This is a genomic window from Pseudomonas sp. HLT2-19-2 (assembly GCF_054898005.1).
On record NZ_CM142712.1, the window covers coordinates 5,672,602 to 5,697,658 of the forward strand.

24 protein-coding genes are annotated in these 25,057 nt (G+C 59.4%); 9 read left to right on the forward strand and 15 right to left on the reverse strand.

All coding sequences use genetic code 11. The annotated features are described in order from the left end of the window. Positions 1-37: 37 nt before the first annotated feature. On the forward strand, positions 38-667 hold the full coding sequence (locus tag ACYZTU_RS26725; protein WP_461966750.1) for a glutathione S-transferase: 630 nt from the start codon (positions 38-40) through the stop codon (positions 665-667). A 180-nt stretch (positions 668-847) separates the two neighbouring features. Here the strand turns inward: ACYZTU_RS26725 and creD are convergent, their stop codons facing one another. The 5 genes from creD to ACYZTU_RS26750 form a co-directional block, all read right to left on the reverse strand. After that, positions 848-2,218 (reverse strand): cell envelope integrity protein CreD, encoded by a 1,371-nt coding sequence (gene creD / locus ACYZTU_RS26730; protein ID WP_461966752.1) that lies wholly within the window; start codon positions 2,216-2,218, stop codon positions 848-850. 88 nt (positions 2,219-2,306) lie between these two features. After that, on the reverse strand, positions 2,307-3,725 hold the full coding sequence (gene creC, locus ACYZTU_RS26735) for a two-component system sensor histidine kinase CreC (protein WP_461966754.1): 1,419 nt from the start codon (positions 3,723-3,725) through the stop codon (positions 2,307-2,309). Next, on the reverse strand, positions 3,725-4,405 hold the full coding sequence (creB, locus tag ACYZTU_RS26740; RefSeq protein ID WP_461966756.1) for a two-component system response regulator CreB: 681 nt from the start codon (positions 4,403-4,405) through the stop codon (positions 3,725-3,727). The genes creC and creB overlap by 1 nt, the downstream gene beginning before the upstream one ends. A gap of 59 nt (positions 4,406-4,464) precedes the next feature. After that, entirely contained in the window at positions 4,465-4,971 is a 507-nt protein-coding gene (gene rloA2, locus ACYZTU_RS26745; RefSeq protein WP_282380515.1) for a retropepsin-like aspartic peptidase RloA2, read from the reverse strand. 109 nt (positions 4,972-5,080) lie between these two features. After that, positions 5,081-5,635, reverse strand: a complete 555-nt coding sequence (locus tag ACYZTU_RS26750; RefSeq protein WP_461966757.1) for a DUF2780 domain-containing protein — start codon at positions 5,633-5,635, stop codon at positions 5,081-5,083. 212 nt (positions 5,636-5,847) lie between these two features. Between ACYZTU_RS26750 and ACYZTU_RS26755 the strand changes: the two genes are divergently transcribed. The 4 genes from ACYZTU_RS26755 to ACYZTU_RS26770 all read left to right on the forward strand — a co-directional run bounded on the left by ACYZTU_RS26755 (position 5,848) and on the right by ACYZTU_RS26770 (position 8,318). After that, positions 5,848-6,438 (forward strand): fasciclin domain-containing protein, encoded by a 591-nt coding sequence (locus tag ACYZTU_RS26755; RefSeq protein ID WP_461966759.1) that lies wholly within the window; start codon positions 5,848-5,850, stop codon positions 6,436-6,438. Positions 6,439-6,492: 54 nt separating this feature from the next. Beyond that, entirely contained in the window at positions 6,493-7,125 is a 633-nt protein-coding gene (locus ACYZTU_RS26760) for a sigma-70 family RNA polymerase sigma factor (RefSeq protein ID WP_461966761.1), read from the forward strand. Next, entirely contained in the window at positions 7,122-7,796 is a 675-nt protein-coding gene (locus ACYZTU_RS26765) for an anti-sigma factor (protein ID WP_461966763.1), read from the forward strand. The genes ACYZTU_RS26760 and ACYZTU_RS26765 overlap by 4 nt, the downstream gene beginning before the upstream one ends. 174 nt (positions 7,797-7,970) lie before the next feature. Then, positions 7,971-8,318: a hypothetical protein gene (locus ACYZTU_RS26770; RefSeq protein ID WP_461966765.1), complete on the forward strand. Its 348-nt coding sequence runs from the start codon at positions 7,971-7,973 to the stop codon at positions 8,316-8,318. A gap of 57 nt (positions 8,319-8,375) precedes the next feature. On the opposite strand, the gene fdhA is transcribed toward ACYZTU_RS26770, so the two are convergent. The 8 genes from fdhA to ACYZTU_RS26810 all read right to left on the reverse strand — a co-directional run bounded on the left by fdhA (position 8,376) and on the right by ACYZTU_RS26810 (position 18,067). Continuing rightward, positions 8,376-9,575: a formaldehyde dehydrogenase, glutathione-independent gene (fdhA, locus tag ACYZTU_RS26775; protein WP_461966767.1), complete on the reverse strand. Its 1,200-nt coding sequence runs from the start codon at positions 9,573-9,575 to the stop codon at positions 8,376-8,378. A gap of 127 nt (positions 9,576-9,702) precedes the next feature. After that, entirely contained in the window at positions 9,703-10,560 is an 858-nt protein-coding gene (gene purU / locus ACYZTU_RS26780; RefSeq protein WP_449645317.1) for a formyltetrahydrofolate deformylase, read from the reverse strand. Between the two features lie 32 nt (positions 10,561-10,592). After that, positions 10,593-11,225, reverse strand: coding sequence for a sarcosine oxidase subunit gamma (locus tag ACYZTU_RS26785; protein WP_461966769.1), 633 nt, complete (start codon positions 11,223-11,225; stop codon positions 10,593-10,595). Between the two features lie 56 nt (positions 11,226-11,281). Next, positions 11,282-14,299 (reverse strand): sarcosine oxidase subunit alpha, encoded by a 3,018-nt coding sequence (locus ACYZTU_RS26790; protein WP_461966770.1) that lies wholly within the window; start codon positions 14,297-14,299, stop codon positions 11,282-11,284. After that, on the reverse strand, positions 14,296-14,625 hold the full coding sequence (locus ACYZTU_RS26795) for a sarcosine oxidase subunit delta (RefSeq protein ID WP_131060659.1): 330 nt from the start codon (positions 14,623-14,625) through the stop codon (positions 14,296-14,298). The genes ACYZTU_RS26790 and ACYZTU_RS26795 overlap by 4 nt, the downstream gene beginning before the upstream one ends. Positions 14,626-14,639: 14 nt before the next feature. Then, positions 14,640-15,890 (reverse strand): sarcosine oxidase subunit beta, encoded by a 1,251-nt coding sequence (locus tag ACYZTU_RS26800; RefSeq protein WP_038981138.1) that lies wholly within the window; start codon positions 15,888-15,890, stop codon positions 14,640-14,642. A gap of 23 nt (positions 15,891-15,913) precedes the next feature. Further along, the gene (gene glyA, locus ACYZTU_RS26805) at positions 15,914-17,167 is read right to left on the reverse strand and encodes a serine hydroxymethyltransferase (RefSeq protein ID WP_461966772.1); all 1,254 of its coding nucleotides are present in this window, start codon (positions 17,165-17,167) and stop codon (positions 15,914-15,916) included. A 168-nt stretch (positions 17,168-17,335) separates the two neighbouring features. Further along, positions 17,336-18,067 (reverse strand): TraX family protein, encoded by a 732-nt coding sequence (locus ACYZTU_RS26810; RefSeq protein WP_461966774.1) that lies wholly within the window; start codon positions 18,065-18,067, stop codon positions 17,336-17,338. 132 nt (positions 18,068-18,199) lie between these two features. Between ACYZTU_RS26810 and ACYZTU_RS26815 the strand changes: the two genes are divergently transcribed. The 3 genes from ACYZTU_RS26815 (at position 18,200) to ACYZTU_RS26825 (ending at position 21,074) form a co-directional block, all read left to right on the forward strand. Beyond that, a complete protein-coding gene (locus tag ACYZTU_RS26815; RefSeq protein WP_461966776.1) occupies positions 18,200-19,240 on the forward strand; it encodes a threonine aldolase family protein in 1,041 nt (346 codons plus the stop codon). Positions 19,241-19,489: 249 nt separating this feature from the next. Next, entirely contained in the window at positions 19,490-20,023 is a 534-nt protein-coding gene (locus ACYZTU_RS26820) for an REP-associated tyrosine transposase (protein ID WP_449646446.1), read from the forward strand. A 226-nt stretch (positions 20,024-20,249) separates the two neighbouring features. Further along, positions 20,250-21,074 (forward strand): SDR family oxidoreductase, encoded by an 825-nt coding sequence (locus ACYZTU_RS26825; protein WP_461966777.1) that lies wholly within the window; start codon positions 20,250-20,252, stop codon positions 21,072-21,074. A 44-nt stretch (positions 21,075-21,118) separates the two neighbouring features. Here the strand turns inward: ACYZTU_RS26825 and gbcB are convergent, their stop codons facing one another. Further along, positions 21,119-22,219 carry a glycine-betaine demethylase subunit GbcB gene (gene gbcB, locus ACYZTU_RS26830; protein ID WP_461966779.1) on the reverse strand — a complete coding sequence of 367 codons (1,101 nt, stop codon included), beginning with the start codon at positions 22,217-22,219 and terminating at the stop codon, positions 21,119-21,121. A gap of 287 nt (positions 22,220-22,506) precedes the next feature. Here gbcB and gbcA point away from each other — a divergent pair, with 287 nt between their 5' ends. After that, complete coding sequence (gene gbcA, locus ACYZTU_RS26835) at positions 22,507-23,802, forward strand: glycine-betaine demethylase subunit GbcA (RefSeq protein ID WP_461966781.1); 1,296 nt, start codon at positions 22,507-22,509, stop codon at positions 23,800-23,802. A 678-nt stretch (positions 23,803-24,480) separates the two neighbouring features. On the opposite strand, the gene ACYZTU_RS26840 is transcribed toward gbcA, so the two are convergent. Continuing rightward, on the reverse strand, positions 24,481-25,047 hold the full coding sequence (locus ACYZTU_RS26840; RefSeq protein ID WP_461966783.1) for a GNAT family N-acetyltransferase: 567 nt from the start codon (positions 25,045-25,047) through the stop codon (positions 24,481-24,483). Positions 25,048-25,057 lie beyond the last annotated feature (10 nt).

A 25,057-nucleotide genomic window follows, 5' to 3' on the forward strand; every position in this document is an offset into this window, starting at 1 on the left:
CTATGCTGCCGACACTGCCACTGATCGAGACGCTGCCATGTCCGCCCCCAGCATGACCCTGTTCCACAACCCTTTGTCGCCCTTCGTTCGCAAAGTCATGGTGCTGTTGCACGAAACCGGTCAACAGGACCGCGTGGCGCTGCAAGACTGCGTGCTGACGCCGGTTACCCCGGACCTTAGCCTCAACGAAGACAACCCGCTGGGCAAGATCCCGGCCCTGCGCCTGGCCGATGGCAACGTCATCCATGACAGCCGGGTGATCCTCGATTACCTCGACCACCAGCACGTCGGCAATCCGCTGATACCGCGCGACGGCTCGGCCCGCTGGCGGCGCCTGACCCTGGCCTCCCTGGCCGACGGGATCATGGACGCTGCGGTGCTGATTCGTTATGAAGTCGCCCTGCGTGCCCCGGAAAAACACTGGGACGAGTGGCTTGATGGCCAACGCGACAAGATTCGTCGCGGCCTGGCAGTGCTGGAAGCCGACGCGATTGCCGAGCTGACCAGCCACTTCGATGTGGCGGCAATCAGTGTGGCGTGTGCTTTGGGCTATTTGGATTTGCGCCATCCAGACCTGGAATGGCGCACGGCGAATCCGAAGCTGGCCGAGTGGTTTTTCGAGGTGAGCCAGCGGGCTTCGATGCTGGCGACGATGCCGAAGGTTTAATTTTTTGCGGTGACGGACTACCTATATCGCGGGCAAGCCTCGCTCCTACAGGTCTAGGTGATCTGTAGGAGCGAGGCTTGCCCGCGAAGGGATCGCTCCAATCCGGAGAAAACAAATTAGCTATCCGCATCGCCAGTAATTCGCCCTCCCGCTGATCCTCGCGCAACCCCAACGACCGGCTCATTCCACCGCTCCAATATCAAACGCCAGCGGTTTGCCCGACTTCTGCCCAATCCCATACCAGTCCAGCTTGCGGGTCAGCACCATGAACACGCCCAGCAAACCGAACAACAGCAGCGAACCCATCAACAACGCGTAATCCTCTGCACTCAGTAAGCCGTAGAGCAAGCCGTACAACGCTGCCAATCCCGCCGAAAAACTCAAGCCGTGACGCACGCTGCGCAACACATGGCAGACATAAAAACCGATCAACAACACACAGCCGCTTGCCGACAATAGGTACGCCAGGGCAAAGCCGATGTGCTCGGACAGCGACAGCAACAGCAGATAGAAAAACGCCAGGGCCACGCCCACCAGAGCGTATTGCACCGGGTGTACCGCCAGGCTTTTCAGCACTTCGAAGAGGAAGAAACCAGCGAAGGTCAGGACGATAAACAGCAGCGCATATTTGATGGCCCGATCGCTTTTCAGGTACTGATCCACCGGGTCGATGAAGCTCACCCCGAAACTACGGCCGGTGTAGGCTTCGCAACCGCCGCCGGACACGCAACTGCTCAAGGCCTCTTGCAGGTTGGTCGAGAAAAACGAGGTCTGCCAATGGGCAGTGAAGCCCTGATCGCTGACTTCACGTTGGGCCGGCAGGTAATTGCCAATGAAGCTCGGATGCGGCCAATTGGCGGCCAGCGAAACCTTGCTGGTCTTGCCCACCGGCAGGATCTGTAACTGACCAGTGCCTTGCAGACGCAGGTCGAAACCGAAGGCCAGTTCCGTGGTTTGTTTCGCGTTGAGCGCCGGCAGGGTGACATGCACGCCCTCCCCCAACCAGCCCACCTGGCTACCGGGGACGAAGTCGAGTTTCTGGCCATTGAGCTCGAGTTTCAGGGCATTTTCGATGCCGCGAATGTCGCTGATCCCGACCGCCAAAAACGGCTGGTCGAACTGGTAATCGACGAAATCTTCCTTGATTCCCAGTTGAGCCGGGACCGAAAAATGCCCGCTGATGCGGTTGTCCGCATGAAACAGACGCGCCTCATAAATGCCCCTAGCACGCAGTTCGGTCTGGACCTGGCCGTCGAGTTCGAAGCGCTCCGGGAGGAAATACAAACGACCGCGTTCTTCACCCACTTCCTGGTAACGCTGGTTGGTTTTCTCGTTGAGCTTCCAGGTGCGCACCACTTTGCGATACGGCACCACCATCAACGGCCCGCTCAGTTGCTGGCTGTAGCTGGAGCTGCGGGCGATGTCTTCGAGGACACCGTCGCGCAGTTGCTGACGGTCCTGGATGATGCCGTTGATCATCAGGAGCGGGATCAGCAACAACAGAATCAGAAGGGCGATTGCCCCGAGTTTTAGGGTCAGGCTGCGGTTCATGGGACTCTCCCTGTTTGGATGGGGAAAGTCTGGGATGGGTGTGTGGGGAATTTATGGGAGAACTGTGGAGAGTGTGTGGAGACTGGCGCTAAGGCAGGTGCAACATGACCTCTACACCACCATCGATGTTACCGATGCTCATCACGCCACCATGCAGCTTCACCACTTCCTCAACAAAGTTAAGCCCCAACCCCGTGCTCTTGCGCCCGCTGTCCGGTCGCGGCAGCGAGTAAAACCGCTCGCTCAGCCTCGGCAGCGCATAGTCGGGAATCGCCTCGGCCTGGTTGAACAGCCTGAACTCGATCTGTTCCCCACTGCGCTTGGCGCTGAATTGCAGCAAGCCCTGAGCCGGAGTGAAATCCAAAGCATTCTCCAGCAGATTTCCCAGAGCCTGACGCAACAGAAACGGTTCGCCTAGCAGGTTCAAATCCGCCGCAATTCGTTGTTCCACGCGCAACTTTTTGCCTTCAATGCGCGCCGCCTGAGCGCTCAGCAATTCCTCTACCAACTTCGCCAGCGGCACCGCCACCCGCTCCTCCAATCCTTGGCGCTGTTCAACTTGAGCCAGATTCAACAAACGCTCGATCAAATGCTGCATCCGCACACTTTCGCTGTCGATATTGCCGACAAAACGCTGCCGTTGGGCCAGCGGCATCTCGCCTTGCAGCAACTCCGCCGCGCCGCGAATCGCCGCCAGCGGGCTTTTCAGTTCGTGGGTCAATGTATGTACGTAACGCTCGACGTAGGCTTTGCCTTCGAGTTGCGTACGCATCTGCTCAACCGCCGTCGCCAGTTGTTCCAGTTCTCCACCACGATAGTGCGGAACCTCGACCCTGCGGCCCTCACTCACCGCTTGGGCGTACACCGTCAACCGCCGTAATGCAGCGCTCAACCACCAGGACAACAACGCGCCGAACAGCAGACCGAGGCCGATCAGGCCCGCACCCCAGGCAAGCAAGCGCCGTTCGGTACGATCAACGTAAGGCTGTAACGAGCTGTTGGGTTTGGCGACGGTGACCACGCCGATGATCTGGGCGTTGTCGCGAATCGGGGCGCCGACGTGCATCACCGAGGAGTTCGGATCGTTCGGATCGCTGCGGCTGGAACGAGCGCCATATTCGCCACGCAGGGTCAGGTAAACGTCGTTCCAGCGCGAGTAATCCTGACCCACTGCAACGCCGCTGGAGTCCAGCACCACGACACCCTTGGCATCGGTGACGTAGATGCGGTGGTTGACCTGGTTCTTCGGCAACCCCCAGATGCTCGCCTTCGGTTGCCGTTCGCCATAAGCCTTGAGCAGTTCGGGCCAGCGGTTCTGATTCAGCGTGCCGGCCTTGAAGTCGTCGCGCAGGATTTCGGCCATCAAGTTGGCAGTGTCGACCAGCGTTTCTTCGGTGGACTGGCGCACGCCGGGACGGATTTCTTCCATCACAGTGTTCAGCACAAAGTAGCCGGTCAGGCCGATAAACAGTACGTAGACCAGAAAAATCCGGATCCCTAGAGGCATCAGCTACGCCCCGGGCTGTAGCTGTAACCGAGGCCGCGATGGGTCTGGATGGGTTCTGCGCCGGCCTTCACCCGGCGCAGTTTGGCGCGCACGCTCTTGATGTGGCTGTCGATACTGCGTTCGTAACCGGCATCAGCGGCGACGCCCAGCGCATCGAGCAATTGCTCGCGGCTGAAGACGCGTTCGGGTTGGTCCAGCAGGCAGTGCAGCAGGCGGAATTCATGGCGCGTCAGGGTTAGAGGCTGACCGCGATAGCTGATCTGCACCCGTTCGCTGTCGATGCGAAACAGTGCCGATGACACCTCGGCCGCCGCTCGCGGCGCCATGCGTTTGAGAATCGCCCGGACCCGCGCCGCCACTTCCCGCGGGCTGAACGGCTTGACCACATAATCGTCGGCACCGATTTCCAGGCCCACAACGCGATCAATTTCAGCATCACGGGCGCTGAGGAAGATCACCGGCACTTCGCTGAAACGCCGCAATTGCTTGCAGGTCTCGAAGCCGCTGATGTCCGGCAGGCCGATATCGAGAATGATCAGGTCGGCCGGAGTCTGGCGCTGATGCTCCAGCGCCGCCGCGCCAAGGCTCAACCAGGTGGTGGTGAAGCCCTCGCCCTGCAACGCGAACGTCAGGGTGTCGGCAATCGCCACTTCGTCTTCGACAATCAGGATATGAGGCATGGCGTCCGAGCCCGGCAGTTAAGTGGGCGAACGGTGCCCCAAGGCTGATTCGCCGTCAATCAGCAGTCGGGTTTGTCCGCTGTAAAGCGCCGTGCCGGGTTCACTGCCGCGCCGAACTCACGCAAGGCTTTGGCACCGATCAACAAAGGGTAGTTAAAGCTGCTGCGGTCGGTGAGGTTGACCTCTACCGTGCGTTTAACGTTGCCCAGGCACAACTCCAGATCGACTACCGGACGTTTGGTGGGTGCGCTGTCGTCCTTCTCATCCTCGTCTTCTTCGGAGCGGGTCTTGATCTTGCTGATCCGCGCGACCTTGTGTTCGTAGACCTTGTTGCTCGCGTCTTTGGTGCCGAGACGGAAGCGCACCCACTCGTCGCCATCGCGGGTGAAAGTTTCGATGTCTTTGGCCGACAGCGACGCCGTCAGGGCACCGGTGTCCATTTTGGCCTTGAGCACTTCGCCGCCGATTTCCGGCAGCGCGATGTATTCGTAGCGCCCGTACAGGGTCGGCTCAGCGGCCAGGACCGGCAGGGCCACGAGGGAAAGCAGTGCAAGTAGGGATTTCACTTATTGGGCTTCCTTAAGAAGTGGACAGCGGGATTTTAGACCGTTGTTGAGTTGATCGTTCCCACAAGGCTAACGATCCCAAGGTGAAACATTCGTCGTCACCGCTGAATCAACTACCGGTGCCTGCGCCCCAGATCCCGCCCAGGTTTTCCAGCAACGAACCGCCGACGCCCTGTTGACCGAGGTATTGCAGAAGCACCGGGGCAAACTGGCCGATCATGCCGCTGTCCATGCCCAATGCGCTGAAAGCATTGTTCAGGTCGTTGGTGTTCTTCACGTTGCCCAAGGCGTTGTCCAGACCTGCCGCTTGACCGGACGAGCCGAGCAAGCTGCTGAGGGCGCCAAGCTCACCACCGCCGGACAATTTGTCGATCCCCGGTACGCTTTTGGCCAACGCTGAGTAGTCGGTCGAACTCAATTGGTTCTTCGCCAGCCCGAGCATCGCCCCGGTGCCGCCAACGGCTTGTTGTGGCGTCACGTTCAATTGGCTGAGCGCACTCAGCAGGCCGGCCGTCTGCGAGGTCGGCGCGGCGTCTGCGGCGGCGTTATCGCCCTGCATGCCGGAGATGGCATTGGCCGCATCGTTCAGGCTGAACTGAGCAAAGACCGGGCTGGCCGCCAGACTCATCAGCGAAGCCAGTGCAAAACCGCGTGAAATCTTCATCCAGACATCCTCTTGAGCCATGAAAATCGCCCGGCAATGGGCGGCGAAAAACTGTCCGTTGGACTGGCATCTCAGGGGATTGTTCCCAGGCCCTGTGGGATCACAATCGTCGAAAAAAGATTATCCCGGCGCTGCATCCAGTCGGGTCCCGACCGCGTATATCAAGCACGGACAGACATTCCTGGCCGATTCCCCGCACGAGGATCATCACCATGAAACGCACTTCGATCAAAGCGCCATTGATTGCCAGCCTGCTGACCCTGGCCTTGGGCGGCGGGTTCGCCCTGAACACCGTGCAAGCGGCAGACACGAATCAGGCTGTCATCGTCGGCGGCCAGAGCATGATGCCGAGCAAAGACATCATCGATAACGCGGTGAACTCCGCCGACCACACCACCCTGGTCGCCGCTGTGAAAGCCGCAGGCCTGGTGGATACCCTCAAGGGCAAAGGACCGTTCACCGTATTCGCCCCGGTCAATTCGGCCTTCGCCGCCCTGCCCGCCGGCACCGTCGACAACCTGCTCAAACCCGCCAACAAGGCGACCCTGACTCACATCCTCACCTACCACGTCGTCGCCGGGAAACTCGACATGCTGACCCTGGCCGAGAAGATCAAGGCCGGTGGCGGCAAGGCCGAACTGACCACCGTCGCGGGCGGCAAGCTGTGGGTGATGATGAACGGTCCGCACAACATCACGATCAAGGATGAAAAAGGTGACGTCGCCGACATCACGACCTATGACGTGTACCAGTCCAACGGCGTGATTCAGGTCATCGACAAAGTGCTGATGCCGAAAAGCTGAGGGCTGCCGCCGACCCTGTCCATCGGGGTCGGCGGTTTTGCGAGGTGGCCACCCGTGAATGGAACAACCGCGCACCGTGAACTAACCTCTGCTTGCAACCGGCACCTGCTGCCCACCTCGATTGCCTGGAGAACTGCTATTCCCACCGTCGATGCCGATCAGCTCAGGCAGCTTCTGGCCCAGTGTTCTCTGGGCGACCGCCGCGCTTTCGAGACGCTTTACCGCAGCGTCGGCCCTCGGCTGCATGGCGTAGCGCTGCGGTTCATGGGGCGGCCGGACCTGGCTGAAGAAGTGCTGCAGGAAAGCTTCGTGCGCATCTGGAACAATGCTTCGCGCTATGAGGCACATCTGTCGGCGCCGCTGACCTGGATGATCAACATCACCCGTTATCAGGCCATCGATCAGTTGCGCAAACACCGCGACCGTCCGTTGACCGACCTTGAAGAACAGGCGCTGGAGGATGAAAGTCCTTCGGCCCACGAACAGCTCAGCAGTGCCCGTGAGGCCAGCGCCTTGAACCTGTGCCTGAAAAGCCTTGAAGGCATGCAGCGTCAATCGATCACCGTGGCTTACTTTCAGGGGTTGTCGTGTTCCGAACTGGCCGAACATTTGGCCGCGCCACTGGGCTCGGTGAAATCCTGGATCCGCCGCGGTATGGAGCGCCTGCGCAGGTGCCTTGAATCATGAACTATCAAACCCCGACCCTGCGCCGCGCCCTCGCCGCCGATTACGCCATTGGCCTGATGCCGTCTGCCGCTCGTCGGCGTTTTGAACAGTTGCTGCTGGAAGACGCAGCGCTTCGCGCGGAACTGGCGCAGTGGCAGGAAAGCCTCGCGAGCCTGACCGAAGCCCTGCCGGAGCAGCCGGTGCCGGATCGGGTGTGGCAGGGAATTACGGCGCGGATTGAGCCGCAAGTGCTGCATATGCCAGAAAAACGTCCGTTCTGGAGCTGGATGCGGGTGACGGCGGCGGTTTGCTCGATGGTGATCGCCATAACCTTGGGCATGCTCTACAACCGCGACAGTGCGCGTTACAGCGCCACGCTGCTGACTGCCGACGCGCAGCCTGCGCTGAAGGTTGAAGCGCATGAGGATTACTTGAAAGTCGAGCCGTTGACGCTGGCAGCGGTCGATCCGGGGCGCAGTCTGGAGTTGTGGGCGATTCCGGCGGATGGCAAGCCGATTTCACTTGGGGTGATTCCGGCGGGCGGTAAGGGTCGCGTAGAGCTGAGTGATGTGCAGAAGGAGCTGATCGGTAAGCCGATTGCGTTGGCGGTGAGTCTTGAGCCGAAGGGGGGGTCGCCGACTGGGCAACCGACTGGGCCGGTGTTGTATCAAGGGGCGTTGGCGGCGCTATAACGAGGTTCACTCAAGGGAATAAACTTATACATGCGCCATCGCCCGTAAGATAACAGGCATTAAAAACTCCAAATCTATGTCAAAACGATTTGAATACCTGTCAGATTTGACAGTAGGCGATTCCTTTGAAAATCCTCATTCTGAGCGCTCAAACAACGCAATGGAGTGTGATTCATGCGCAACGCTATCGGGATGGCTTTTTTGATTATGGGTGCCTTAACAGGCAATGCTTATGCTGCTGGCACGGAGGGTTGTCCGAAAGTAAGCGAAATCAAATCATCGGCTTTTACAAGCGACGACAAGAATATTCCCGCCCCTTTCAATGAGGGTTACAAGTACACGGCGACCGCCAATGGCAAAACATGGACAGGCGTCACAATGGCTACCAACGACGACTATCTAGACAAGAAATACAACCTGAAAGCCGAAAGCTATGATGGCTCCATCTGCAGCTACGGCGGCACGAAGGTAGTAGAGAACGGCGAGACGGCAGTGCCTTACTTGAAGCTCAAGGCAAGCTGACGAGAAGTGGTTTGATTCAATTGAAAAACGGGCGACTCAAGAGTCGCCCGTTTTTATTTACGCAGCACTAAACAACTTGTGCGGATCAATCACAAACTTCTTCGGGACACCCGCATCAAACTCGCCATAACCACGTGGCGCATCATCCAGGCTGATGACTTCCACACCGACGATGTCGGCAATGTGAATGCGGTCCCACATGATCGCCTGCATCAGCTGGCGGTTGTATTTCATCACTGGCGTCTGGCCGGTGTGGAAGCTGTGGGATTTGGCCCAGCCCAGACCGAAGCGGATGCTCAGGCTGCCCATTTTTGCGGCGGCATCGACTGCACCTGGATCTTCGGTCACGTACAGGCCAGGAATGCCGATTTTGCCGGCCACGCGAACCACGCCCATCAGCGAGTTGAGTACGGTTGCCGGAGCTTCGTGTTTCACACCGTCATGGCCGTGACCGCGGGCTTCGAAACCCACCGCATCGACGGCGCAATCCACTTCTGGCTCGCCCAACAGCGCAGCGATTTGTTCGTGCAGAGGGGTGTCTGTCGACAGGTCGGCGATTTCGAAACCCTGAGCCTTGGCGTGAGCCAGGCGGATCGGGTTGACGTCACCGATGATCACCACCGCAGCGCCCAGCAGGCGAGCGGAAGCGGCAGCCGCCAGACCGACCGGGCCGGCACCGGCGATGTACACGGTGCTGCCTGGACCAACGCCGGCCGTCACTGCGCCGTGGTAACCGGTCGGCAGGATGTCGGAGAGGCAGGTCAGGTCACGGATTTTTTCCATGGCCTTATCACGGTCTGGGAGTTTCAACAGGTTGAAGTCGGCATATGGCACCAAGGCGTATTCAGCCTGGCCACCGGTCCAGTCACCCATGTCGACATAACCGTAAGCACCGCCCGGACGCGCCGGGTTAACACTCAGGCAAACACCGGTGTGCATTTCCTTGCAGGAACGGCAGCGCCCGCAAGCCACGTTGAACGGTACTGAAACCAGGTCGCCGATCTGTAGGTTTTCGACGTCGCGACCCTTCTCGATCACTTCGCCGGTGATCTCATGGCCCAGTACCAGGCCGGTTTGAGCGGTGGTACGACCGCGCACCATGTGCTGATCCGAACCACAGATGTTGGTAGACACTACGCGCAGGATGACAGCGTGTTCGATCTTCCTGCCGCGCGGGTCCTGCATTTTGGGATAGTCGATTTTCTGTACTTCGACCTGGCCATTGCCGAGATACACGACACCACGATTACCAGACATGCTTTCACCTCGCTGTTGTTTTTATGTAGCGGTCGCGTCGCCATGGATCGGCGGCGCGTTGATTGCTCGGGTTATTGCCTGTGTCTTGTGTTGTTTGTGAGGGCCTCTTCGCGGGCAAGCCTCGCTCCTACAGAACGACGGTGCGATTGGCGTTGAGGAACACTCGTCTTTCGATGTGATAACCAACAGCCCGGGCCAAGGTCAGCCCTTCGATGTCCCGCCCCTTGGCGATCAGGTCTTCGGGGTAATGACTGTGATCCACGGCCTCTACGCCTTGGGCGATGATCGGGCCTTCGTCCAGGTCGTTGTTGATGTAATGCGCTGTCGCGCCGACCAGCTTCACGCCTTTGTTGTAGGCTTGGTGATAAGGCTTGGCGCCCTTGAAACCGGGCAGCAGGGAGTGATGGATGTTGATCGCCTTGCCGTCGAGTTTGCGGCACAGCTCTGGCGACAGGACTTGCATGTAACGGGCAAGGATCACCAGTTCGGCGCCGGACTCTTCAATCACCTGCCAGACCTGACGCTCCTGCGACGGTTTGTCGTTCGGGTCCAGCGGGAAGTGGTAGTACGGGATCTGGTGCCAATCCGCCAACGGCTTGAGGTCCGGGTGGTTGGAAACCACGGCGGCCACATCCATGGACAACTGGCCAATGCGCTGGCGGTAGAGCAAATCGTTGAGGCAGTGATCGGCCTTGGAAACCATGATCACCACTTTTGGCCGGTAATTCGGCGGGGTCAGTTCGAAGATCATGCCGAAGGCTTGGCCACGCTCTCCCAGGCCTGCGCGGAAGGCTTGTTCGTCAAAGCCATCAGGCTGACGGAATTCCACACGAATGAAGAAACGGCCGGAGAGCCGGTCGTCGAAGGAATGGTGCTCGGTGACGTAGCAGCCCTGCTCGAACAAAAAGCGGGTCACCGCGTCCACGGTGCCGAGAACGCTTGGGCAGTCGGCGGTCAGAATCCATGTGTCTGGGGCGCGGCTCATAGTGCGGTGACTCCTGTAGCGAAACGATCATGTCAGGCCTGAACGCTTAGGCCGTATTCGGCAGCCGCATCCTGCAACCACAACCACCAGTAATCCGAGAAGCTGCGACGAATCAGCAGTTCCCAGGTGTCTTCGGCGGTATGGCGGATCATCAGTTGCGACTTGGCAAACACAGTGCCCACAGCCTTGCCCACCGGGAAGCTGTTGGGGTGCACGTCGTAGCTGGTGGACTTCATCAGCACCTGGCGCACGTTCGGGCCGCTCAGTTCGAGGAGCTGCTGGCCGCCGCTGACGTTGGTGATCGCGATATGCAGATCGCCCAGCGCTTCGCGCAGCTTTTGCTCGGCGACGAATTCTTCGCCGGTCGGCACGATCAGCAGCCACTCATCCGGCCCCATCCATTGCAGGCTGGTTTCACCTTTGACGACGACGGTCAGCGCACCCGGTAATTCGATACCGAGGGCCTTGTGCACGCCAGCAGCGAAGGCGGCATCGTGGCCATCGCCACGAATGGTCAGGTGGCCGAGGAGTTTTTTCTCACGCACGATCACGCCGGCGCTTTTTCGGCCCTTGCCCACCAGGCTGGCGAGGTCGGCATGATGCAGCGACGACTCGGCCTTGGCCCCAGTGGTTGGGCGTTGTTGGTAAACATTGGCTGTGGTCATAAAGCACCTGTCCTGAATTCTGTGTCGCTCCCGCGCCAGGCGCGGGAGCGATCGACTTAAATGTTCTGGCGATCGCCTTTCGGATCGAAGAACACCGAAGAAACGATTTCCGCCTCGATCACGCTGCCATCCGCCAGCGGTGCGAACACGCGCTCACCGATCCGCTTCAAGCCGCCCTTCACCACACCCATGGCAAACGAATAGCCGAGGGAGTTGTGCAGGTAGCTGGACGTCACGTGGCCGACCATCGTCATCGGAATCGCTTGCTTGGTGTTGAACACCAGTTGCGCGCCTTCCGGCAGCCATTTGGTCGGATCGATCGGCTTCAGGCCGACCAACTGTTTGCGCTGATCACGCACGCAGTCTTCACGGTTCATGCCACGCTGGCCGATCCATGAGAAAGGTTTAGTGCGACCGACGCACCAGCCCATGTTCAGGTCGTCTGGAGTCATCGAGCTGTCAGTGTCCTGACCGACGATGATGAAGCCCTTCTCGGCCCGCAGAACGTGCATGGTTTCAGTGCCATATGGCGTCAGGTTGTACTGCTTGCCAGCATCAACAATTTTTTCCAGCACGCCCATCGCATAGTCGGCTTGCACGTTGACTTCGTACGACAACTCACCGGTAAACGAAATACGGAACACCCGCGCCGGCACACCGCCAACCAGACCTTCTTTCCAGGTCATGAACGGGAACGCTTCGTTGGTCAGATCGATGTCGGTGACTGCGCTGAGCAGCTTGCGGCTGTTCGGCCCGGACAAGGTCATGGTTGCCCAGTGGTCAGTCACGGAAGTGAAGTACACCTTCAGGTCTGGCCATTCGGTCTGGGAGTAGATTTCCAGCCATTGCAGCACGCGTGCCGCGCCGCCTGTGGTGGTGGTCATGACGAAATGGTTGTCGGCGAGGCAAGCGGTGACGCCGTCGTCGAAGACCATGCCATCTTCTTTGCACATCAGGCCATAACGCGCCTTGCCCACGTCGAGCTTGGTCCAGGCGTTGGTGTAGATGCGGTTGAGGAACTCACGCGCATCCGGGCCCTGAATGTCGATCTTACCCAGGGTCGAAGCGTCCAGCAGGCCGACGCTGTCGCGCACGGCTTTGCATTCGCGTTTCACGGCGGTATGCAGGTCTTCACCGTTTTTCGGGAAGTACCAAGGACGTTTCCACTGACCGACGTCTTCGAACTCGGCGCCGTTCTTCACGTGCCAATGATGCAGCGCGGTGAAACGAACCGGCTCGAAGATGTGCCCACAGTGACGGCCGGCCACGGCGCCGAAGGTCACCGGCGTGTAGTTCGGACGGAACATGGTGGTGCCCATCTGCGGGATGGTCACGTTCAGCGAACGGGCGGCGATGGCCAGACCGTTGACGTTGCCGAGCTTGCCCTGGTCAGTACCAAAGCCCAGTGCGGTGTAGCGTTTGACGTGTTCGACCGACTCGAAGCCTTCGCGGGTCGCCAATTCGATGCCGGCCGCAGTGACGTCGTTCTGCAGATCGACGAATTGCTTCGGTCCGCGTGTCGTGCCTTTTTCGTGCGGCACCTGGAACAACGCCAGAGTCGGTTCTTCCAGACGGCTCAGGGCTTTCGGCAAGGTGCCTTCGACCACGCTGAAACCGGCTTCGCTGGCTGCGCGAGCGCCGCCTTCAAAGCCATCGGCCAGGGAATCACCGAGGCCGTAGACGCCGTTGATGCCACCCACGCACACGCGTTTCTGCGGTGCTTCGCCCGGTACGAAACCGAGGATGTCTTCACGCCAGATCGGCTTGCCGCCCAGGTGCGAAGCCAAGTGAACCACCGGGCTGTAACCGCCGGAACTGGCAACCAGGTCGCATTCGAGCCACTCACCAGGACTGGTCACGGCGTGCGCTTTTACGTCAATCGCGGCAACGCGAGCGGCGGTCACGTGCTTGCTGCCACGCGCCTCGATCACGGCGCTGCCGGTCAGGATGCGGATGCCTTTGGCGCGTGCTTCTTCCACCAGCGCACCGCGCGGATTGCTGCGGGCATCGGCGATGGCCACGACTTGCAGACTGGCGTCGAGCCAGTCCAGAGCAACGCGGTAGGCGTGATCGTTGTTGGTGCTCAGGACAAGCTTCTTGCCCGGTGCCACGCCATAACGACGCACGTAAGTCGAGACAGCGCCAGCGAGCATGTTGCCCGGCACGTCGTTGTTGCCGTAAACCAGTGGACGCTCGTGAGCGCCGGTCGCCAGCACCACACGCTTGGCGCGAACACGGTGGATGCGCTGACGCACCTGGCCAATCGGTGCGCGGTCGCCGAGGTGATCGGTGAGGCGCTCGTGAATGGTCAGGAAGTTATGGTCGTGGTAGCCGTTGACCGTGGCGCGCGGCAACAGCAGCACGTCCGGGGTGTCTTTGAGTTCGGCGATGACGCTGGCGACCCACTCGGTAGCCGGTTTGCCGTCGAGGCTTTCGCGGGAATCGAGCAGGCTGCCGCCGAACTCTTCCTGTTCATCCGCGAGGATTACGCGGGCACCGCTGCGCGCTGCTGCCAGTGCGGCGGCCAGGCCTGCGGGGCCACCGCCGACGATCAGCACGTCGCAGTGCTGGTTCATGTAGTCGTAGGTGTCCGGATCGTTCTCGGTCGGCGAACGGCCAAGACCGGCTGCCTTACGAATGTACTTCTCGTAAGTCATCCAGAACGATTGCGGGTACATGAAGGTTTTGTAGTAGAAGCCCGGCGGCATCAGCTTGCCGCCGACCTTGCCGAGAATCCCCATCATGTCGTTGTTCACGCTCGGCCAGCCGTTGGTGCTGGTGGCGACCAGACCTTGATAGAGCGCTTGTTGTGTGGCGCGTACGTTAGGGATCTGCGTGGCTTCGGTCGCGCCGATCTGCAGCACGGCGTTCGGCTCTTCAGCACCGGCGGCAAAGATGCCGCGCGGACGCGAATACTTGAAGCTGCGGCCGATGATGTCGACGCCGTTGGCCAGCAGTGCAGCGGCCAGGGAATCACCTTCAAAGCCTTTGTAGGTCTGGCCGTTGAAGGTGAAGCTCAGCACTTTGTTGCGGTCGATCCGTCCGCCGTTGGACAGGCGATTGATCTGGCTCATACCTTCTCTCCCAGAGCCGTCGTGGCCGCTTTCGGGCTATCGGTTTTGTCGGTGAACTGCGGCTTGGCGCCGATCTTGTAGGTCTCGAGAATCTCGTAGGTCACGGTGTCACGGGTGGCGTTGAAGTACTGACGGCAACCGGCGACGTGATCCCACAGTTCGTGGTGCAGACCGCGAGGGTTATCGCGGAAGAACATGTAGTCGCCCCACTCCTCGTCGGTGCAGGTAGTTGGGTCCAGTGGGCGCGGGATGTGCGCCTGGCCGGATGCATGGAATTCCTCTTCGGAGCGCAGTTCGCCGCAGTGAGGACAGAAGATATGCAACATGGGGATTTCTCCTGTTAGTGGGCAACCGCAGCAGCGCCGTGTTCATCGATCAACGCACCGTTGTGGAAACGGTCGATGGAGAAAGGTGCGGCCAATGGGTGCATTTCACCCTTGGCAAGGCTCGCGGCAAAGACGTTGCCCGAGCCAGGTGTTGCCTTGAAGCCACCGGTGCCCCAACCGCAGTTGAAGAACATGTTCGGTACAGGTGTTTTCGAAATGATCGGGCACGCATCCGGCGTGGTATCGACGATGCCGCCCCACTGACGGTTCATGCGTACGCGGGACAAGACCGGGAACATCTCGACGATGGCCTGAACAGTGTGCTCGATCACCGGGTACGAACCACGCTGGCCGTAGCCGTTGTAGCCGTCGATGCCGGCGCCGATCACCAGGTCGCCCTTGTCGGACTGGCTGATGTAACCGTGTACGGCGTTGGACATGATCACGCTGTCGATAATCGGTTTGATCGGCTCGGACACCAGCGCTTGCAGCGGATGGGATTCGATCGGCAGACGGAAACCGGCAAGTTTGGCCATGTGCCCAGAGTTACCGGCCGTCACTACACCGACGCGCTTGGCGCCGATGAAGCCTTTGTTGGTTTCAACGCCGATGCACACGCCGTTTTCCTTGCGGAAACCGATCACTTCGGTCTGTTGAATCAAATCCACGCCCAGTGCGTCGGCAGCACGGGCAAAGCCCCACGCCACGGCATCGTGACGGGCCACGCCGCCGCGACGCTGGACGGTGGCGCCCATCACCGGGTAGCGCGTGTTCTTCGAGCAGTCGAGGTACGGAATCTCATCGGCCACTTGTTTGGCATCGAGCAGTTCACCGTCCACGCCGTTGAGGCGGTTGGCGCTGACCCGACGCTCGGAATCACGAATGTCCTGCAGGGTGTGGCACAGGTTGTAAACGCCGCGCTGGGAGAACATCACGTTGTAGTTCAGGTCCTGGGACAGGCCTTCCCACAATTTCATCGCGTGTTCGTACAGGTGCGCCGACTCATCCCACAGGTAGTTGGAGCGAACGATGGTGGTGTTGCGCGCGGTGTTACCGCCGCCCAGCCAGCCTTTCTCGACCACGGCCACGTTGGTGATGCCGTGTTCCTTGGCCAGGTAATAGGCGGTCGCCAGACCATGCCCGCCACCGCCGACGATGACCACGTCATAGACCTTTTTAGGGGTCGGCGTGCGCCACATTTTCTGCCAGTTTTCGTGATGGCTGAGGGAGTGTTTGAAGAGGCCGAAGCCCGAGTAGCGTTGCATAGTCATTTACTCCAAAACCGCGCTCAGCGATAAACCGGGAAGTCCGCGCACAGGGCCGACACTTGCTGGGCGACGTTCGCTTCAACATCGGCGTCGCCGAGGTTGTCGAGGATGTCGCAGATCCAGCCGGCCAGCGTGACGCACTGGGTCACCTTGAAGCCGCGAGTGGTCACTGCCGGGGTGCCGATGCGCAGGCCGGAGGTCACGAACGGCGACTGTGGATCGTTCGGCACAGCGTTCTTGTTCACGGTGATGTGGGCGCGACCCAGTGCTGCATCCGCCTCTTTACCGGTGAGGCCCTGACGGATCAGGCTGACCAGGAACAGGTGGTTGTCAGTCCCGCCGGACACTACATCGTAGCCGCGTTTTATAAAGATGCTGGCCATGGCCTGGGCGTTGTCGATCACTTGTTGCTGATAGGCCTTGAAACCAGGCTCCAACGCTTCCTTGAAGCACACCGCCTTACCGGCGATCACGTGCATCAGCGGGCCGCCCTGACCACCGGGGAACACGGCAGCGTTGAATTTCTTTTCCAGCTCTTCGTTGGCCTTGGCCAGGATCAGACCGCCACGAGGACCGCGAAGGGTTTTGTGAGTAGTGGTGGTGACCACATCAGCGTACGGCAGCGGGTTCGGGTACAGCCCGGCAGCGACCAGACCGGCAACGTGAGCCATGTCGACAAACAGGTAAGCACCCACTTTGTCAGCGATCTGACGAAAGCGCGGGAAGTCCAGGGTCTTGGAGTAAGCGGAGAACCCGGCGATGATCATTTTCGGCTTGTGCTCGACCGCCATGCGCTCGACTTCGTCGTAATCGATCAGGCCGGTGGCGGTGTCGATGCCGTACTGCACAGCGTTATAGAGCTTGCCGGAGAAGCTGACCTTGGCGCCGTGGGTCAAGTGACCGCCGTGGGCCAGGCTCATGCCCAACACGGTGTCGCCCGCCTGCAGCAGCGCAAGGAATACCGCGGCGTTGGCCTGGCTGCCGGAGTGCGGCTGCACGTTGGCGTAATCGGCGCCGAACAGCTGCTTGGCGCGTTCGATGGCCAGCGCTTCAACCTTGTCGACGTGCTCGCAGCCGCCGTAGTAGCGCTTGCCCGGATAGCCTTCGGCGTATTTGTTGGTCAGGCCGCTGCCTTGCGCTTCCATGACGCGTTTGCTGGTGTAGTTTTCGGACGCGATCAGCTCGATGTGATCTTCCTGGCGTTGCTCCTCGGCATTCATCGCCGCCAGCAGTGCATCGTCGTAACCCTGGATCTGGTCTTGCTTGCTGAACATCGCGTCTCTCCCAGCGGCGGCGGTGCGCCATTCGTCTCGGTGAGGCACGTACCTTTCGGCAGTGCCCTTTGGATGCGATGGTATGACCGGCGCAGACAGGTCAAATGCCTATGGACGCCACGCAAAGGTGCGTTTACGACATGGGCTGGTGCACAGGGGTAAATGAGCTCAACCAGACAACCGCGCCAACCCTTCGCGCAGGGCCAGCAACAGCAGGAAATGCACGGGATAGAGCGCGTACGCCCAGCGACGCATCGGCGGCGGAGGGTTGAGCCGACCGGCATGGCGCAACAAAAACAAGCCGGCCAGTGGCGCGATCAGACAAGTGGCGATGCCGAGGATGGCTGCACTGTTGCCGAATCTGGCGGAGTAAAACTGCACTTCCCATTGATTGGCCGCCAGGCAGACCAGCCCCGGCAGCAGGCTAAAGTACCAAGGCCGTTTCATCACCAGCAACAATGCAAGCGGCAGCAGGACGCCGAAGAAACCGAACATCAGTCGCTCCGGGAACAGCGCCGCCAGCGTCAGAGCGCCGACCGCGAGCAGTCGCGACTGCAGCGTCTTGTACTGCCAGCCACGCGCCACCAACAAACCCAGCGCCAACGTGGGCAGCACGTTCAAGGTGTCGGGATTAGGAATGTACATCCGGTAGGGAATTTCGCTGATAGCGCTAAACAGCAGCAACCAGCCCAGATAACGCCACTGGCCGTCGGTCGTCACCGCGCGGGGCCGCGCCAGGTTTGCGGCCATCGCCAGACAGAACCACGGAAAGGCCAGCCTGCCCGGAACATACAGAATATCGACGGAATAACCGACATATCGCAGGTGATCAAGCACCATACTCAACAGCGCCAGCCACTTGAGCAGGTCCAGTGCCCCATCCCTTTGCGTCATGTGCATAATTGCCCGGCGTCTTTGTATTTTTCTGACAGCATCATCGCGTGTGCTCTCCTGACGATCTTGGGTAAAGTGCGCACCATCATTGACCACGAATGCTCTTCACCATAAGAGTTTCGACCACGGAAGCCGGCCATGACCGATAAGAGCCAACAATTCGCCAGCGACAACTATTCCGGTATCTGCCCTGAAGCCTGGGCTGCCATGGAACAGGCCAACCACGGCCACCAACGCGCCTATGGCGACGACGAGTGGACCGCACGCGCGTCCGACGATTTCCGCAAACTGTTCGAAACCGACTGCGAAGTATTCTTCGCCTTCAACGGCACCGCCGCCAACTCCTTGGCCCTGTCGTCGCTGTGCCAGAGTTACCACAGCGTGATCTGCTCGGAAACCGCCCACGTCGAAACCGACGAATGCGGCGCACCGGAATTCTTTTCCAACGGTTCCAAGCTGCTCGTCGCCCGCACTGAAAACGGCAAGCTGACCCCGGAATCGATCCGCGAAATCGCGCTCAAGCGCCAGGACATCCACTACCCGAAACCGCGCGTAGTCACCCTGACCCAGGCCACCGAAGTCGGCAGCGTCTACACCCCGGAAGAAATCCGCGCCATCAGCGCCACGTGCAAAGAGCTGGGCCTGAACCTGCACATGGACGGCGCGCGGTTCTCCAATGCCTGTGCATTCCTCGGCTGCTCACCGGCAGATCTGACGTGGAAGGCCGGCGTCGACGTGTTGTGCTTCGGCGGCACGAAAAACGGCATGGCCGTCGGGGAAGCGATTCTGTTCTTCAACCACACACTCGCCGAAGACTTCGACTACCGCTGCAAACAGGCCGGGCAACTGGCCTCGAAGATGCGTTTCCTCTCCGCGCCTTGGGTCGGGATTCTGGAAAACGACGCCTGGCTCAAATACGCCAAACACGCCAACCACTGCGCGCAGTTGCTGGCGGAACTGGTGAGCGATATTCCAGGCGTGGAACTGATGTTCCCGGTGCAGGCCAACGGCGTGTTCCTGCAACTGTCGGAACCGGCGATCGCCGCACTGACGGCCAAGGGCTGGCGCTTCTACACCTTCATCGGCAACGGCGGCGCACGCTTCATGTGCTCGTGGGACACCGAAGAAGAACGCGTACGGGAATTGGCGGCGGATATTCGCGAAGTCATGTCCCGCTAATCTCCCACATGATCGTTCCCACGCTCCGCGTGGGAATGCCTCTCGGGACGCTCCGCGTTCCTGCTTCACCGCCGATGTAGAGTCGGACACTGTTGTGACGCAGAGCGTCACGGGCTGCATTCCCACGCAGAGCGTGGGAACGATCATTACGGGCGTGTCGCAATTTCCCACTCGCTCCGCGTCGCTGTCTGCTAGCCCCATCACACTACGGCGCCCACCCTAGTCATTCCCGCGCAAAGGAATGCACCCATGGGCCGAAGCCGCTACACCATCACCGAACCCGACAAACCCCACTTCCTGACCTGCACCCTCATGGAATGGCTTCCGCTATTCATCCGCCCCTACATCGTCGACCACCTGCTCAATTGCTGGCGCTATCAGCAATCCCATCGAGATCTAAAGCTGTATGGCTATGTGGTCCTGGAGAACCATCTCCACTTCGTTGCCGAGGCTCCAGACCTAAGCAAATGCCTCAGCCAATTCAAATCCTTCACCGCCCGACAAATCCTCGACGACCTGCAAAGCAAAGGCGCCGAACGCGCGTTGCAGCGTCTGCGTTTCAGCAAACGCGCGCACAAGCAGGACCGGGTGTATCAGCTATGGCAGGAAGGTTCGCATGCGGAAATGGTGTACAGCGAAGCGGTGATGCGCCAGAAGCTGGATTACATCCACTACAACCCCGTAAAACGCGGTTATGTGGATTTGCCGGAGCACTGGAGGTATTCAAGCGCCCGAAATTACGCGGGCATGGAAGGACTGATCGAGATTCAGCGCTGGTATTGAGGCGCCTCTCCCAACTGATCGTTCCCACGCTCCGCGTGGGAATGCAGCCCGTGACGCTCTGCGTCACAACGGTGCTCGGCTCCACGCAGGCGGTGAAGCAGGAACGCGGAGCGTCCCGAGAGGCATTCCCACGCAGAGCGTGGGAACGATCAGTTTCGGGGAGTTAGTCTACATTGACTGCGAGCTGCTTCGATCCGCTCAGATAACAATAATCAGGAGCGCACGCATGTCATTGAAAGGTAAAACCCTGTTCATTACCGGCGCCAGTCGCGGAATTGGTCGCGAGATCGCACTGCGGGCCGCGCGGGATGGGGCCAACATTGTGATTGCTGCCAAAAGCGCCGAGCCTCATCCCAAACTGCCGGGTACGATTTTCAGCGTGGCGAAGGAAGTTGAAGCGGCCGGCGGCCAAGCGCTGGCCTTGCAGGTGGATGTGCGTGATGAAGTCGCGGTGCGTGAGGCCCTGGCCCAGGCCCATGAACATTTCGGCGCCATTGATGCACTGATCAACAACGCCGGGGCAATCAAGTTGACCGGAGTCCAGCACATCGAACTCAAGCGCTTCGACCTGATGCACCAAATCAACACCCGCGCCGTGCTGCTGTGCAGTCAGGCCGCCCTGCCCTACTTGAAAAAAACCAGCGGCCACATCCTTAACCTGTCTCCGCCGCTGAACCTGGCCACCAAGTGGTTCGCCCAGTACAGCCCGTACACCGTGACCAAGTACGGCATGAGCATGCTGACCTTGGGCATGAGCGAGGAATTCAAGAACTACGGCATCAGCGTCAATTCATTGTGGCCGCAGACGATGATTGCGACCGCCGCCATCGAGTTTCAACTCGGGTCACGCGAGTCCTTCAAGCATGCGCGCACGCCTGCGATCATGGCGGATGCAGCTCATCTCATTCTGGACAGCAGCGCTCGCAGCATTACCGGTCGCTTAATGATCGATGAGGAAATTCTGGGTGAACACGGAGTGACGGATTTTGAACAGTATCGATTTGCACCGGATACAACCGACACACTGATGCCGGATCTGTTTGTCGACTAAACGAAAGCGATCCCATCCCGATATCGGGATGGGACAACAAAGGCTTAAAACTCGATCCGCACATCACCCTTCGGCACGCTGCAGCACGAAAGAATGAACCCTTCAGCTTCATCTTCCTCGGTGATCCCGCCGTTGTGATCCATTTCGACATCCCCACCCAGCTTCATCACCTTGCACGTCCCGCAGATCCCCATCCCACAGGCCTTCGGAATCAACAGACCCAGCTTGGCCGCCGCCGCATGCACGGTTTCACCCGGTGCAACGCGAATGCTCTTGCCGGACGCGGTGAATTCCACTTGATGCAGGTCCGCCACGTCGATGTCCGGTGCGTCTGCTGCTATTTCTGCTTGCTCCACCGCATCGGCACGGGCTTCCGGTGGTGTAGCACCGAAGGATTCCTCGTGATAACGCGACATGTCGAAGCCGACCGATTCCAGCATGCGCTTGACCGCGGTCATGTACGGCGTCGGGCCGCAGCAGAAAACTTCGCGCTCAAGGAAGTCCGGCGCCATCAATTCGAGCATCTTGTGGTTCAGGTAACCGCGATACCCGGCCCACGGCTCGCCCAGACCATGCTTCTCGCAGATCAGGTGCAGGCTGAAGTTATCGATCCGCGACGCCATGTGTTCCAGTTCGCGGTGGTAAATGATGTCTTTCGGCGAACGGGCGCTGTGGATAAACACCATGTCGACGTTGCCGTTGGTGTCATAGAACCAGCGAGCCATCGACATGACGGGCGTGATACCGACGCCCCCGCTGAGGTACAGCACCTTCGGCGCAGTGAAGTCCATGGCGTTGAACAGCCCGACCGGCCCGTGCACGGCCAGCTCCTGGCCTTCATGCAGGGTATCGTGCAGCCAGTTCGAAACCTTGCCGCCCGGTACGCGCTTGATCGTCACCGAAAAGCTGTACGGCACCGACGGCGAGCTGGAAATGGTGTAGGAGCGCATGATCGGCACGCCTTCGATCTCCAGCTCCAGGGTGACAAACTGCCCCGGTTTAAAGAAGAACAAAATCGGCTGGTCAGCCATAAAGCAGAAGGTGCGCACATCCCAGGTTTCCTGGATGACTTTGACGCAACGGACGATGTGCCGACCATTGGCCCAGGTCTGGGTGGTTACCGGATTCAGGAAGCTGTTGGACATGCTGTTCTCCACCGCCGATGCTCGGCCTTATGTTGGCAATTCTGCGTAACGCGCGAACCACCCATTTACCTATCTGCGACATTCACATACTTATCGCGACCAGCCCATAACTACCGGGGGTTGCGCGTCGGGAACAGATTGGGCCATGTCGCCCATGGATAAGGTTCTGGCGTGCGCCGGCCCCACACTCGGCCCCACACAAAGACGTTTTCTTTACACCCTTGCGTAGCAAACCGTATCAGCCACTATTTCGCCGGCCACACAGAATGGCCTTGAGGATCAAATCGATGGACGTCACCGCAAAAATCAGTCTGGGCGATCCGCTGGAACCCGCACGCAAGGCCACCGCACAAATGCTGCAAGAGCGCGAACGCACTTTCTCGCTGCCGCAGCCGTTTTACTCTGACGAGCGGCTGTTCGAAATCGACATGCAGGAAATCTTCTCGAAAGAGTGGTTGATCGCCGGCATGACCTGCGAGATCCCGACCAAGGGCAATTACCTGACCCTGCAAGTCGGCAAGAACCCGATCATCGTGATTCGCGGCGCCGAAGGTGTCGTGCATGCGTTCCACAACGTCTGCCGTCACCGCGGTTCGCGGTTGTGCACCAGCGAAAAAGGCAAGGTCGCCAAACTGGTTTGCCACTACCACCAGTGGACCTACGAACTGGACGGTCGCCTGCTGTTCGCCGGCACCGAGATGGGCGCCGACTTCGACATGAAGCAGTACGGCCTCAAACCGGTGAACGTGAAGACTGCCGGCGGTTACATCTTCATCAGCCTGTCGGAGAATCCGCCGGCCATTGATGACTTCCTGTCGACGCTGAACCATTACATGGAACCGTACGACATGGAGAACACCAAGGTGGCGATCCAGACCACCTTGTTCGAAAAAGCCAACTGGAAACTGGTGCTGGAAAACAACCGCGAGTGCTACCACTGCAACGCATCGCACCCGGAACTGCTGAAAACCTTGCTGGAATGGGACGACGTTACCGACCCGCGCGCTGACCAAGCCTTCAAGGACCACGTCGCCGCCTCCGCCGCTGCCTGGGAAGCCGAGAAGATTCCTTACGCCCACGCCAGTTTCGGCCTGCGTAACCGCATCGTGCGCATGCCGCTGCTCAAAGGCACCGTGTCGATGACCCTGGACGGCAAACAGGGCTGCGCCAAACTGATGGGCCGGATCAAGAACCCGGACTTGGGCTCAATGCGCATCCTGCACCTGCCGCACTCCTGGAACCACTGCATGGGCGATCACATCATCGTCTTCACCGTGTGGCCGATCAGCGCGCAGGAAACCATGGTCACCACCAAGTGGATCGTGCACAAGGATGCGGTCGAAGGTGTGGATTACGACGTGGAACACATGCGCAAGGTGTGGGATGCGACCAACGACCAGGACCGTCGCCTGGCTGAAGAGAACCAGCGCGGCATCAACTCCACCGCTTACCAGCCAGGGCCTTATTCCAAGACCTATGAGTTTGGCGTGGTGAACTTTGTGGATTGGTACAGCGAGCGTTTGCTGAACAACCTTGGGGCTGAACCTGCGCCTTACCTCAAAGGCGTGCCGGTTCAAGGCTGACCGATCCCGCTGAGACAAAAACCGCGAACATGTTTCGCGGTTTTTTATTGTTCAAATTTCGATCAATTGCTTTAGAGCTGCCACGGGTGTGGGGCTGTAGCGGTTCGCGAACAAGTTATCCACACCTTCACCCACAGCAAATGGGGACAACTCGGTTTACAGCGAAAAATTTCTACACAGAAACCGAAGAAAATCCGTGACTTATCCAGAAGCAGGGTTTTGAACTGCGATTGGTTGTTTTTTGATCGAAAGCCTGTAAGGCACGAATTACGTGGCCTGCAGAGGATGGCGAACACCTTATCCACAGAAGCGCCAACAGACTTTGGGGGCAACTTCGATGGATCTGTGGAAAACCGTTGAAGGCCGCGATAAACCGGGGTTTTCGCGCGGTTTATCGATCTAAAACGATGATTTGATCGTTTTCTGATCACTCGCCTGATAAGCCCGTTTTATATGGCCTGTAGCGGACAGCGAACATCTTATCCACAGATACGCTAACAGAGAATGGGGGCAAGTATTGGCTCGCGTGAAAAGTTATCCTCTGGAAAAAGCGTGAAAAAACCGCAGGTTAGGCTGGTTGTTTTTTGTACGAAGGATTGCAGGGCTTGATTTGTATGGGGTCTAGCGAAGGGCGAGCATGTTATCCACAGAAGCTCCCACAGGGATTGGGTTCGTGCCTTAAGGCCGATACATCAGATAGGCCTCACCCGTGACCCGAATCATCGGGTGCGGTGTGATCTGGCAGGTATCGACGACACGGAAGCCATGTCGCTCGTAGAACCGGCGGGCGCCGGTGTTCACGGCGTAGTCGATCAAGCTCAAGCCATTGAGCCCAAGCTGGCTGGCTCGGTCATAGGCGTAGGCGAGGAACTGCTTGCCCAGGCCCTGATTTCGCCAGCCTTCATGAAGCGCCAGACTGGAGATATAGAGGGTGTCGGGAATTTCCATCCTGGCATACGGCGCCAGGACCGGATCGGTCACGGGGGCCGCCAGCGGATCGTGACGCATCACGTAGCAGTGCATCATGCCAATGACATTTCCCCCTGCCTCGGCAATGAGGCAGTTCTGCCAGGAAAAATCCACGTCTTCACGGGCGTACCGACTGGCGCCCACATCCAGCAAGTCCTGGCCGGGCTGCGCTAGCTGGCTCCAGATGTAATCCGCAGCGCCTTCTGATGAAATCTGAAACAAACGAGCAATCTCCCGCGCATCCGCGCGCAGGGCCGAACGAAATTCAACTGCCATTTAGCTGACT